Origin of the sequence: Leptospira alstonii serovar Sichuan str. 79601 (assembly GCF_000347175.1) — a bacterium.
Taxonomy (GTDB): domain Bacteria; phylum Spirochaetota; class Leptospiria; order Leptospirales; family Leptospiraceae; genus Leptospira; species Leptospira alstonii.
Map to the genome: position 1 here is coordinate 245543 of NZ_ANIK01000003.1, position 13089 is coordinate 258631.

8 protein-coding genes and 1 pseudogene are annotated in these 13089 nt (G+C 40.7%); 6 read left to right on the forward strand and 3 right to left on the reverse strand.

Translation table 11 applies throughout. The features are described from left to right. Positions 1-74 precede the first annotated feature (74 nt). Both LEP1GSC194_RS01465 and LEP1GSC194_RS01470 read left to right on the forward strand, forming a co-directional pair. Positions 75-1682, forward strand: a complete 1608-nt coding sequence (locus LEP1GSC194_RS01465; RefSeq protein WP_020771969.1) for an LIC10124 family lipoprotein — start codon at positions 75-77, stop codon at positions 1680-1682. Then, positions 1679-5272, forward strand: a complete 3594-nt coding sequence (locus tag LEP1GSC194_RS01470; RefSeq protein ID WP_020771801.1) for a tetratricopeptide repeat protein — start codon at positions 1679-1681, stop codon at positions 5270-5272. The genes LEP1GSC194_RS01465 and LEP1GSC194_RS01470 overlap by 4 nt, the downstream gene beginning before the upstream one ends. A gap of 98 nt (positions 5273-5370) precedes the next feature. Here LEP1GSC194_RS01470 and trmB read toward each other — a convergent pair whose 3' ends face one another. Beyond that, positions 5371-6024, reverse strand: a complete 654-nt coding sequence (trmB, locus tag LEP1GSC194_RS01475; RefSeq protein ID WP_020771831.1) for a tRNA (guanine(46)-N(7))-methyltransferase TrmB — start codon at positions 6022-6024, stop codon at positions 5371-5373. A gap of 49 nt (positions 6025-6073) precedes the next feature. On the opposite strand from trmB, the gene LEP1GSC194_RS01480 reads away from it, so the two are divergent. The 3 genes from LEP1GSC194_RS01480 to LEP1GSC194_RS01490 all read left to right on the forward strand — a co-directional run bounded on the left by LEP1GSC194_RS01480 (position 6074) and on the right by LEP1GSC194_RS01490 (position 8423). Then, positions 6074-7012: an MBL fold metallo-hydrolase gene (locus LEP1GSC194_RS01480; RefSeq protein ID WP_020771991.1), complete on the forward strand. Its 939-nt coding sequence runs from the start codon at positions 6074-6076 to the stop codon at positions 7010-7012. Between the two features lie 126 nt (positions 7013-7138). Beyond that, entirely contained in the window at positions 7139-7489 is a 351-nt protein-coding gene (locus LEP1GSC194_RS01485; protein ID WP_036040550.1) for a PilZ domain-containing protein, read from the forward strand. Between the two features lie 259 nt (positions 7490-7748). Next, on the forward strand, positions 7749-8423 hold the full coding sequence (locus tag LEP1GSC194_RS01490) for a hypothetical protein (RefSeq protein WP_020771795.1): 675 nt from the start codon (positions 7749-7751) through the stop codon (positions 8421-8423). A 5-nt stretch (positions 8424-8428) separates the two neighbouring features. Here LEP1GSC194_RS01490 and yihA read toward each other — a convergent pair whose 3' ends face one another. Then, positions 8429-9097 (reverse strand): ribosome biogenesis GTP-binding protein YihA/YsxC, encoded by a 669-nt coding sequence (gene yihA, locus LEP1GSC194_RS01495; protein WP_017809654.1) that lies wholly within the window; start codon positions 9095-9097, stop codon positions 8429-8431. Then, a pseudogene (gene tilS, locus LEP1GSC194_RS01500) lies at positions 9094-10394 on the reverse strand (tRNA lysidine(34) synthetase TilS). The gene yihA and the pseudogene tilS overlap by 4 nt, the downstream one beginning before the upstream one ends. A 641-nt stretch (positions 10395-11035) precedes the next feature. Here tilS and LEP1GSC194_RS01505 point away from each other — a divergent pair. Continuing rightward, positions 11036-13078: a sigma-54-dependent Fis family transcriptional regulator gene (locus LEP1GSC194_RS01505; RefSeq protein WP_020771836.1), complete on the forward strand. Its 2043-nt coding sequence runs from the start codon at positions 11036-11038 to the stop codon at positions 13076-13078. Positions 13079-13089 lie beyond the last annotated feature (11 nt).

The following is a 13089-nucleotide window of genomic DNA, read 5'->3' on the forward strand; positions in this document are numbered from 1 at the left end:
ATTACGGATGATCCTTCCTTAGATCTTTTTATAATGGATTTCTTATTCAACTGATGAAAATTCATGGAACTGCTATGAAATTGATTTTTAACCCGATACGATTCCTCTTTTTCTTATTGATTCTTATCGATTGTTCTTCCGTTCAAAAAATCGAAAACTTCAATTCCGTTTTGCAAGAGCCGACGTTCAAGTCTCTCAAAGAGGAAGAAGCGATTTTTGGAGCAGGTTCCGAGACCGATTATAAGATTCGAAAAACGGGAAATGCGGTTCCGGTATTCGTTATGGCTCCGATCCATGTTCCCGACCAAATGGATTCCAAGTTGGGTTCTTTCTTAAGCGACGAGGTTCGTTTGATTTGGGCTAAAGTAAAAGGAAAACAAGTGCGTATAACGGAAGTGGCTTGGAAGGATCCTTCGCAACTTTCCCAAGAACTCAAAAGGTTGAACGTTGACGCGGTGATAAAAACCGATATTCGCGAAGTCTCCGGGAAATGGATCGTAAATCAAAAAATCACGGATCCGGTAAAAGAGATCGTTTATGGAAACGTGGACGGGTCCTTTCAACCTCCTCAAACAGCGGATGAATTACAAACGAATCAAGCTTATTATCTGAAACATAGTTCCGGAGTTCTTGCACTCGATCAAAAATCCTCTTTGGTTCCGATTTGGGAAAAGTCTTTGAGTTCCGGAGAAATCGATTTGATTCTTAAAAAATCGATTCAAGGTTATCTTTCATTCAGCGCCTCTTCCGCGGATACCGAAGTTTCGTTTCAAGGCGAAAAGATCGGAATCGCGTCCTTTCGAAATTATCCTTTGCCGGAAGGTTTACAACAAATTCAAATCACTCGTCCCGGACAAAAAGATATTATCAAATCCTTACAAATCCGTTCAGGCCAAACGATTTCCATTTATCAAGAATGGAAAGAGGATCGAACGCTGGGGGGCCTAAGGATTTTGAGTTTTCCGGAAGCCCTTCAAGTCGCGTTAGACGGTTTAAGAATCGGAGAAACTCCTTTATATAGAAGTAATCTTACTCCGGGTGCGATGCAGTTGGAATTGGTTCGCGACACAGAAAACGGGCCTTTGGTTTATTACGAAGGGCAAATGATCGTGGACGCGGATAAAATTACCGAAATCGCGTTACCTTATAAAACCGATAACTTGGTTTCCGAACCCGAGTTTTGGAAACTTTCGGGCGAAAAAGGATTTCAGGCTTTTTCCGGAAAAACATTAGATTTTCAGAATGTTTCTTCTTTACCCTCCGGTTGGTACGGAGTTTTTTCCGTTCCGTTTGTTCCCGAAAATATGGAGTTGGAAGGAATCATTCCGATCACTTCCGACATGGATTCCGGAATCGTGGCGATTTCTTTTCACACGTCGAAAAAAACGATCAGCTTGGAATATGAAAAAGAAAGACTCAGCGTGTATTCTTTTCCTTCCAACGGAAACGACGTCGGAACATACAAATTCAAGAAGGAAGACAAAGAAGACGGACGTCCGTTCCGGATCGTAACCGACGTAAAAGAGGGAACGGTTCGATTGTATTTAGGATATTCTAAAGTTTTGGAAGACAAGTTGGATGTTTCCGGCGTTTGGCGGATTTCCATTCTTACGAGAGGGGAAAAATTTTCAAAACGTTCTCCGTTAAGAAATCTCAAGATCGAATACAAGGGATATAAATGAAAGGTTTGAATTTTATGAAAAACAATATCATATCGACTATCATACTCGTTCTTATTAGCGGACAATTTACGGTTCATTGTTTGAGTAAGGATTTTAGAAAATCCCAAACTCAAGACTCGGTTTTGGAAAAGGATTCGGCGACCCGTGAAAAACTGAAACGAGTATCAAAAATCTTGAATGAAGGAAATTCGTTCTTTCAAAAAGGAAATTTTGAAAGGTCGTTGGAAAAGGCCAATCTTGCGGTAAATACGTATCCGACCGCGCCCGGTTATTATCTCGCGGGAGTTTCCGAATACAAACTCGGCAAAAATCAAGACGCTCTTGTTTCCTTGAAAAAAGGAACCGATATCGATCCCGAAAACGAACAGATTCTGCTCACGTTAGGCATCATTTACACCGCCGAAGGTAAAAACGAAGACGCGATCGAAGTTTACGAAAAGTTAGAATCTTTGCCGGTCAAAGACAAATACAATTATTCCTTCAAAAAAGCGGTGATCTTAAAAAATCAAGGTAGGTTCGAACAATCCTACGAAACTCTCAAAAGGATTCCCGTAAAAGAATTCGCGTTCCCCGCCCAATTGAACATGCAGCTTGGAGACGCCTCAGTACAGTTGAAGAAGTACGAGGAAGCCGAGGTCTATTTCGAAGAAGCAAGAAAGAACGATCCGGAATTGTTGTCCGCAAAAAAATCCGCTTCCGTAACCAGAGTCGCGTCGGCTTTGGAAAACGGGAACCAAGCGATGAGAAAAAAGAATTATAAGGAAGCTGCGTCCCATTTTCAAACCGCAATTCAAAACGATCCGAAAAATCCTGCGCCTTATATCTTTTTAGGGAACGCCCGAATTTTAACGGGAGAATACGAAGCCGCTCTGAAAGCGTTCGAAAGTTCTCTTGCGCTTAAGTCCGACTATCAAGAGGCGATTTCGGGCATTGCGGCGGTATATTACAAAACCGGAAACTACAGAAAGTCCGTATCCGTTTTGGAAAAAGCGACTTCCCAGTTTCCGAACAACGCGATCTATCAAAATCAAATGGGTTTGAACATGAAGGCCTTGGGCGAACCCGCAAAGGCGCTTGTGTATTTTACAAGAGCCCGAGATTTGGACACGGCATTTGTCGAGCCGGTGACAAACCTAGTGTTCTTGTTGATCGCCGAAAATCGTTATAAAGTCGCGAGAAAGGAAGCGGAGTCCTTAAAGTCCGAATCCGAAAAAAAACAAATCATCTCGTTCATCGACGTTTCCGAACAGATTTACGAAGGGGATAAACATCTTAGAAAGGGAGACACCAAAGGAGCGAAAGTCTTTTATGAAAAAGCGAAAAAAGCCTCTTCGGAAGAACCTTCCGTTTATAATGCATTCGGAAGATTGTATTTCATTTCGGGAGAATCGAAGTCCTCGGAGGAAAATTTTAAGAAAGCGCTTTCCATAGATAAACAAAACATTCCTGCGCTTCAAGGATTGATTCGCCTTTATTCTTCTCAAAAGAATCAAACCCTCGCCAACCAATACACGAAAGAATTGGAAAATTTAACCGGCAACGATCCTTCCGCTGCGATCGTTTTGGGAAGAACGTACGAAGATAAAAAGGAATACGAAAAGGCGGAAAACGTTTATAAGAATCTTCAGAAAAAATTTCCGAACAACGAAGCGGTCAATTTTCGTCTCGCGATGTTGTATTATAAAATCTCTCTGGAAGAGAACGAAAAGAACAATCATGATTCCGCATTAAACTGGATTTCCAAGGCGGAGAAGTTATCCAAAGATATTCCCGAAATCGCAGAAACGAGAAAAACGATCCAAGAAAATCAAAAGTTCGCGACCGTAATACCGACCATTCAAAAAGCGAATAAACTTTTCAATATGCGTCAATATGAAAAAGCGATACCGCTTTATCAGGATGCGTTTCAAAAAACGGGAAAATTGACTTTGTATATTAAAATTGCTGAATGTCATTTGGCTTTAGGAAACGAAGAAAAAGGAATTTCGATGTTGGAAAGTCCTCCGCCCGGAACCCGCAATCTTCAAACGAGGGAAGCGATCAATGCATTTTTGCTCAGAAAGGGGGAAGTGGATAAGGCCGAGGCGGGTTTTAAGGAGATTCTTGCTAAAAAGCCGGATTCCTATTACAGTCACTATCAGATGGGAATCATTCATCTTCAAAGAAAAAAATACGAAGCTTCGATCGATTCTTTTGATAGATCTCTACTTCTCAACACTGATTTCGTAGCTGCGAGAATCGGTAAGGGAATCTCCATGTATCATTCCGGAAATAAGAAAATCGCCAAGGAAGAATTTGAAGCCGCGATGCAACAGGATTCCGCGAACGAACTTGCGCCTTACAATATCGGGATTATACTTTTTAACGATAATCTTTACAACGAAGCGATTGCGATCTTTAAGGAAATTGTACAGAAAAATCCGGAATTTTCGGACGCTCACTATCAGATCTCTTACATCTATTACAAACGCGGAGATTTGGAACAGGCCGAAAAAGAAATTCGTAAAGCGTTGGAATTGGAAAGAAACGAAAGGGATATTTTCGCTTTGATTCGTATCCTTTCGGAGCAAAAAACGAAGATGGCCAATCCGGCGATTAAAAAAGAAGTTCTGGAATTAGGAAGAGAACTCGCGGAAAAATTTCCTGGTTCTCCACACGCAGCCCAAGCCGAAAGATTGGTGATTGCGGACGAAGACAATCCCGTGATTCTGCAATCTTATCAGAGCAGAGGAAAGTTGATCGGTGTTCCCGTTCTCATTAATAATTCCGTAATATTAAACTATGGAACCAGCGTAGAATCTTTGGATAAGGATCGTGGGGTTCGTCACTGGAGGATTCAGACCGCGACTCCTTATAAGTTTTTGTTGGCCGATAAACGTCTGATCGGAATTTCGGAAAAAAAACTCGAAGTTATGGATCTTAAAACCGGAATCCTACTCAGAGAAACTAAACTTCCATCCGGTGAAATCAAAAAGGCAAATTTTTCCGGAGAAAACATTCTAGTAGAAGTTGTGACCGGAAAAAGTTCTAAAATTTACAGTTATTCGGATCAACTCGAACTGAACGGTTCGGTTTCCTTTGAAGGATCTTTTTGGTCGGGGATTAAATCCGGCGCTTTATTTTCGGTCGCGCAAAAAGAAGGAATTCAAGCGCAAGTATATGATGCTTCCCTAAAGGACTTGAACGCCAAAAAGATCATACAAAAAGGAACCGGGGAACTTAGATATTTAGGATCTTATGAAACTGGAATTTTCTTTTTATCCGGAAAGAAAATCGTTTCGATCGATAATGAAAAATCTGCTTCGATCGATCTGCCGAACGACTCCGCCTCTCAGTTCGTGGTTCGTTCTTCTTATCTTTGGTTTCATGCCGGAAAAACCGTATATCGTGTCGAATCCGGTTCTCTCAAAGTAAATTCTTTTATCGTGGAAGCGTCCGACATTGAAGGAATTCTTCCGGGTAAAAAAGACGACGGAATCGTTCTTTTTAAATCCGGAAAGGCGATTCGTTACGGGATCGACGGCAAACCGATTTGGTCTTATCCGTTGAAAGACGAGGAAGGAAAAATATATTCCCTAGTCTATCGCTGAAAAAAAATTCATACTTTTTAAAACGCTGAATTTTCTTTTAGGAAGTTCGGCGTTTTGTTTTGATAACATGCGGAATTGATATTCTCGCGTTTGGATTTTTATTTTTTGATCAAAACCTGATCGATGTAGTAGATCCTTTTTCCTTCTTCCCGTTTTTTTCTTTCAAAGTGAGAAACGGGGATTTCGCTCCTTTCCGATCTAAGTTCGACCGTTTCCGGTCTGAAAACTTCCGAATCCCTGAAAAGACGAATCGCTTTTCTCGCATAAGGACCGTAGTCCGTTGCAAAGGAAAATTTTCCTTGTTCCGGAAGAAGAATTCTAAGAGATTCTAAAAACTTGGAATTCATCGTTCTTTTTTTATGATGCCTTCTCTTGGGCCAAGGATCCGGAAAATTGAGTAGGACTTCGGAAAAAAGGTTCTCTTCAAATACGTCTTCCAAGAACCAATTGAAGTTGACACAGAGAATTTTCACGTTATTGAGAGAATGTTTTTCGATTCCGCGTATCGTGTGCCGGATTCGATCGAACTTCTTCTCCATCAGTACGAAACCTGTGTTCGGTCTTTGAAGGGCCATCGAGATCGCAACTTCTCCCCAGCCGGAGCCCAACTCTAAAAAATATGTCTCGAACACTTTTGAGAATAAATTTTCTTTTTTCAGTTTCCTTAAAGGGCTAGCCCGCAAAAAATAATCCGAAGCGAAAGGGATTCCGCTTGCGATCGACCAGAGTTTTTGTTCGAGTTCTTGGACCATGGTTTATCGTCAGAGAATTTTACACATTTTGTTTGTCTAATATAATACAGTGAAAGTAAAACTATACGGCGTTCGGGGCTCGCTCCCCACACCACTGAGTGAATCGGAATACAGGGAGAAAATTCTTAAAATTCTGAAGGCGGCTCATTCCGAAATCAAAAAGAAGAACGGCAATTTTTCAGAGGAAAAGTTTTTAAATTCCTTAGATCCTTCTCTATCTCGAACCATCGGGGGGAACACTACTTGCGTCTTTATACAAGCTCGATCCGGAGAACGTTATATCATTGATTGCGGATCCGGAATTCGACAGTTAGGAAACGATCTGCTTGCGGAAGGTCTCAAACCCGGAGATACGATTCACATTTTGATCACTCACACTCATTGGGATCATATACAAGGTTGGATGTTTTTTAAACCCGCTTATTTTCCAGGTGTGGATATTCATTTTTATTCCACCATTCCGAATCTTCAAGAAAGATTTGAAAGGCAACAAAACGAGGAGCATTTCCCCATTCCGCTTTCCGGTATGATGTCCAAAAAGACCTTTCACCTTTTGGAAAAAAATAAAAGCACGGACATCGGATCCGTAAAGGTGACTCCGTTTCTTCTCAGACATCCGGGAAATTGTACCGGGTTTCGATTTGAGGAAGATGGTAAGAGTTTTTTATTTTGTACCGACGTCGAGGTTCAGGAACCCGATCTCGAAGAATTTTTCGAACTCAAAAAGTCTTTCGGGAAAACGGATCTGTTGATCATCGACGCTCAGTATAGTTCCGAAGAGGCTGAAAAAAAAGTAGGTTGGGGACACACTTGCGGTAAGGTTGCGGTTCGTTGCGGAGAAATTTTAGAGGTTAAACGCCTGGTATTGACACATCACGAACCGGATCACAAAGACGAAGACATTTTTAGAATTTTTCATCAGGAATCCGGAGCTTCTGTGAAGATGGAAGTTCTTTTAGGGCGAGAAAACGATTCGTTTTCTCTCTAAGAAGTTGTTTTTTGGGATCGACTCGCTTTTTAAGAAGGCTTCTAAAAAGAATTTGAAGTTTGTTATTTTTTACTTTCTTAAAAATTTTCTTTTATTTCATTTAATTTGAGTTATTCTAGACGGTCTATGCAAACTGATATAGGGCAACAAAAGAGAAGTACGAGCGATACTTTTGCCGATAAACGTTTTTATAAACGTTTCCAGAAGAACAACTTAGTGAAGGTGGTTCTTGGTAAGAATGAAATTTTGGGAAATCTTGAAGATATGAGTATGATCGGAGCGTCGATTAGTTCAAGAGAGGAAATTCTTTTGGGTCAACGTGTAAAACTTATGTCCCCTATGTTTTTCGCTGAAATTGAAGCCGATATTATCAGGAAAGATTTGATTCACGAAAAATATAAATACGGGCTTTTGTTTTACGATTTATCAGATGCAGTTATCGCGGAAATTTTAAATAAGATTGCTTCCGCCGATTGAGAGCTTGCCCTAAAACTATCATAATCCAGTGATTTCTTGTATGAGTTGCCCCAAAACCGCGAAGGGAAATTTGCGGGAGTTCCCACATTTTTGCGACCATTCGGGGCTCGTTTATTGGCGCTGGATGGGATACGAAAATTCTTAATCAATCTTATTATAATTTCTATTCTTCTTTTTATCAAAGAATTTTATCCATTTTGGAAATATTTTATAAACCAATCCTTAACTTAGGATTTTATAAGCCGACACTAGTATTAGAGTGAAAATCGGCGGAGAACATAGGACTCAACTTGGAATTCCACGAGATGAATCTTTGCATTATATCGGACATGGACAATTGGAAAGCGCTCCTTCGTCTACTTCCGTTCTTCATGTAATTTCTCATGAACTTGGACATGTTGCCGAGTTCCGCTCCGAGGCGATGAGGGACCGAGCCGAAATCCGTTCTTTAAACATGAAAATCCATTACGAGTTTCGAAATGGAAAACTCGTTGCCGTTTCCGGTGAAACCGAGGCCGTCACCGCGAAAAAGTCGGAAGAAACTCCGCGTAAAAATGAAATCTCGCAGGACGAATCTTCGAAAGAAAAGGACACGCTTAAAAAAGAAGAAAAACTCTCGGCTTTCAGTGCAGGATCGGAAGACAGGGAAAAACAAATTCTTTCCGAGATACGCAGAATTGAATCGGAACTTCAGTCTTTTGAAACGAAAAAAAACGTAGAAGAACAAAGATTCGATTCTATCCGAAAAACGGAATTGGAAGGAAGAAAGAGAAAACTTGAAATGGCTCTGAACCGAGAAAAATTAAAAGATATTTTAGAAGATACGTTGAATACTTTTAAGGAATTGGTGGATAAACAGACCCAAGTCAGTTTGAGGATACTAAACGCGAACGCTTCCGATAAACTCGGCAGTATTTTCGACGCCAAGGCCTGATTTTTTCAAGAAATTTCTTCGATTTTTTCCGTATCATTATTTTTCATCGGCGTTCTAACCGTATTGATTAACGAATCCACGATCTTTCTGAGCTCCGGCAGACCCTTTCCTGATTTATTTGAAACAAGAACGGTCTCCAACATGGGGTATAGCTCGTGAATATTTTTCATTTTTTTTCTCAGTTTGGAAAGATCGCTTTGATTGAGTTTGTCGATTTTTGTTCTTACCAAAACCGGTTTTATATTTCTTTCAAAACAGGTTCCGATCAATTCCAGTTCTTCTTCCGGAAGTTCTCTCTGAGAATCGCAGACTAAGAAAAGACATTTCAAATCTTTTGCAAGATTTAAGTAATCCATAAGGAGACCCATCATCGCTTCGTGGTCTTTATGGGAATTTGCGGAATAACCGAAACCAGGTAAATCCACCAGATAGATAGAACGATTTACGAAAAAGAAATTGAGTAGTTTCGTTTTTCCGGGTGTTGAAGAGACTTTTGCGAGAGATTTTCTTTCGAGGATCGCGTTGAGTAGAGAAGACTTACCTGCGTTGGAACGACCTGCAAATGCAATTTGAGGCATCCCTTGGGAAGGGATCTGGTTCGCATCTCCATAAGATGCTTTGAACTCAACGTCCTTGAAGAATGGCTCGTCCTTTTTTTGAGGATCCTCGTTCATATTCCGGGCTCCTGAAAGTCAGGTAAAATTTTCAACTTCCGTCAGCTGCAATGTCCCCTATCCTCGGATCCCAAAGACTCAGACAAATCACATCAACTTTCCCTTCCCTATAAAGTATGGGTAGCATTTTTCTAACCGGGACCGGAATCTCTTTTTGCCGGAAGATTTCGGAAATTTCTATACTCATCCCGTTTTTGCGAATTTTGGCACCGGGAGGGCATAAATCCGGAATCAAACCGGAAGGAATTTTTTTTTGATTTCCGTTCCATTTGAGAATCATCTCTTTCGGTTCGAATCTGAATTTTTTCAGACAAGAAGAATTTTTAGGAATCAGATAAAGATCGGAAGAAGTCGATTTCCAAAACCACACTTCTTTATTTTCAAGGCCGAAAGAATTTTCCCTTTCCAAACAATCCGTAATATCCTGAAAAAAATTTCGAGTGATCGGATGTAAACTTAAAGACCGCAGATAACGGTCTATCAGGAATTTTCTCTCCCTTTGAGAGAGGTCATTCAGAACCCAGACGTCGATTTTCAAAAAAGAGGGAAACTTACGCAGCAAAACGTCTTTAGGAATAATTTTAGACGAGGGCTTTTCCATCCGATGAAAGTTTTTATAAATTCTATCCGGGTCCGCTCCTTCCCTTAATAATAAAGGTGTAATATAATTTCGAATTCGATTTCTAAGGTATTCGTTACTTTGATTGGATTCGTCTTCGAAAACCGGCCAAAACTCGGATTGTAAGATCGTCTTGATTTCGTTCTTCTGAAAAGCGAAAAGAGGTCTAAACCGATTTTTTTCATACCAACCTAGGGTACGTAAGGAATTCCAACCGCCTCCTCGAATCAAATTGAGAAGAACGGTTTCAAGGTAATCGTCTGAATGATGTCCGGTAACGATATAACCTTCGTATCGAGTCGAAATTTTCTCCAGATCCTTATATCGAAAAATCCTTCCGGTTTCTTCGAGTGTTTTACCTAACTTTCGGGATAGGAGCGGAATATTTTTTTTTTTGAATAATTTCGGGAACGGAAACATACTTTCCGCATAATTGAGAATTTTTTTTTCCTCCTCCAAGTTGAATCGAATCGAATGATCGAGATGATAGATATAAGGCGCGGGAATTTTTTTTTCGATCCAAAGCCAAAAGTAAAAATGAATTAAAAGGGAAGAATCTTTTCCGCCGGAATAGGAAAGAACTCCCGGACGAGATAAGATCATTTCGTGAAAAGGAGTGATTCTTTCCCAGACAGTATCAAATATCTTTTGGGTGGATTCTGAGATTTTATCTCTCATTGGAATTGGCTAATGCAGGTTTAACGGATTCTTCGGATTGCTGCAAGAGTTATATCGTTTCATCTATTCTTGGTTTTCGATTTAAACTGCCCGGTCCGCTCACAATCTTCAAAGGATGAACGAGAATTATAGATGTGGGATTTATGTTTAAATTGCTGACTCAAAGTTAAACTTGTGGGGTTGGTTATGCGTTTTAGGAATCGGCGGGTAAGCCTAAGACGACTTTTAAATACATTCTATTCTCCAATTTTACTCGTAATGATACATAAAAAAACCAGTGTTTTTCCGTTCGATTCAAGATTGTAGGAGTTCCCACGTACTAGGAGTCAGTGGTTAGGGTTCAGAGTTAAAATTTTTCCGTTTTATCCATTAAGGCAGGTAAGAGATCCGGGTTTTATCGTTCGTTTAAAATTGCGGGAGTTCCCACGTACTAGGTCAGATGAAGGGCGAATTTCCTTGAAATTGAATCAAACTCAGTCGAGTCATAAATATTTATTAGCATTTTTAAAAAAATAGCTTTATAAATAAGCGAAAAATAAAAATTCGATTGACCTTAAAGTTATCAAATCGCAAAAATTTTAAGCATGTCAGGATATGTGAAGCCAAGTCCCTTAAGATCTATACAAGAAGTTGCAACTGCTATGAACTCTACTTTGGATCCGGATAAGCTTCTGGATTTGATTTTAGAACGTTGTATTCAGATTTGCGAAGTCGGTTCGGGTTCTCTCATGTTGATCAATGAAAAAGAAAACGTCTTGGACATCGTGACTTTCCGAGGTATGAATCCTTCCGTCCGAACCAAGGTGAAATTGAAAGTCGGAGAAGGAATTACCGGGATTGTTGCGGCGTCCGGCGAAGGTATGATCGTCAGCGACGTTACCGCCAATCCACATTACATTTCCATAAAGGACGATATTATGTCGGAGCTTGCGGTTCCGATGATCGTCGAGGACGTGGTGATCGGTGTGATCTCCTTGGATTCGAGTCGTAAAGGCGCTTTCAACGAAGAACACCTGGAAATCATCTCAACCCTTGCCAATCAGGCTGCGCAGATTTTTAAGAACTTACAAATTTTTAGACAACTCGAACAAAAAAATAAAATCCAACAGGTGTTGATCGACATTTCCAGAACCGTTACTTCCACTTTGGTTCTTCAGGAAATTTTCGAAGATATCATGGATCGTTTGGAAAAATCACTAAACTTAGAGCGGGGAAGTATCGTCCTTTTCGAAGCGGAAAAAGCGATTTTGAAACTCGAAGCAGCTTCTGGTTTAACCGCAGAAGAAATGGAAAAAGGGGTTTATCTTCCCGGAGAAGGAGTTACCGGAAAAGTTTTTGAAACGGGAGAGCCGATTATCGTGGAATCGATCGCAAACGACGAAAACTTTGTGAACCGCGTGGGCAACGCCGCTCATTTTAAGAATAATCCCGAGAACGTTAGTTTTCTTGCGGCTCCGATCAAGTCCGATACGGACGTTTTGGGTGTGGTCAGCGTTTATTTCGTTCATAAGAAATACATCGATTTAAAAACTTATTTAGACTTTTTGCAAGTAGTCGCTTCCGTCGTCTATCAGGCGATTCGAATTCAAAAACTGATCGACGAGGAAAAAAGGGAGATATCGAGAGAGAACGTTCTCCTTAAAAGAGAATTAAAGAACAAATATAAGTTCGGCTCTTTGATCGGCAAATCCAAACCGATGGAAAAACTTTTCGAGATGATCCATCTCGTTTCGGATTCGCGCGCTTCCGTTTTGATTACGGGAGAATCCGGAACCGGTAAGGAAATGATCGCATCCGCGATTCATTACAATTCTTCCCGTGCGGATAAGCCGTTTATTAAAATCAACTGTGCGGCGATTCCCGAAAATCTGCTCGAAAGCGAACTGTTCGGTCATAAGAAAGGTTCCTTTACCGGAGCGGTTTCGGATAAAAAAGGAAAATTTGAGATGGCCGATACGGGAACGATCTTTTTAGACGAGATCGGCGAGATGGATCTCAATTTACAATCCAAACTCTTAAGAGTCCTTCAAGAAAAAGAGATCGAAGCGGTCGGTTCCGTTAAACCGAAAAAAATCGATGTGAGAATTATCGCGGCGACCAATGCCGATTTGGAAAAACTGATCTCCGAGAAAAAATTCAGACCGGATCTTTTCTATAGACTCAACGTCGTTAATATGGTCACTCCTCCTCTTCGTGAAAGAGCGGACGATATTCCGCTTTTGATCAATCACTTCATCGCAAAGTATGCGGAAGAAAACGGTAAAAAAATTACCGGAGTCACAAGAGAAGCACATAAACTTTTGATGAATTACAATTGGCCCGGAAACGTCCGAGAACTCGAAAACGTTATCGAACGCGCGGTCGTTCTTTCACAGTTGGAAATGTTGGATATCCAAGACTTCTCCGAAATCAGCGGGCGTCTTCTCTACGGAGATCATGACTTCGATCCTGAAACGGGCGATTCGGAAGGATCCGTGGAAATCGCCAGTTCCAGATTCGCTTCCTCCAATTTGGACGCTTTGGATGGAAGGGCTATTGAAGTTGTCGTAGGCGAGGTGGAAGCTCGTTTGATTAAATACGCAATGAAAAAGTTCAAATACACGAAGACAAGAGTCGCCAAATTTTTAGGGATCAATCGAAACACTTTGGATAAAAAAATCAAGGATCTCAAAATCGATTACTAATTTTCGATCGG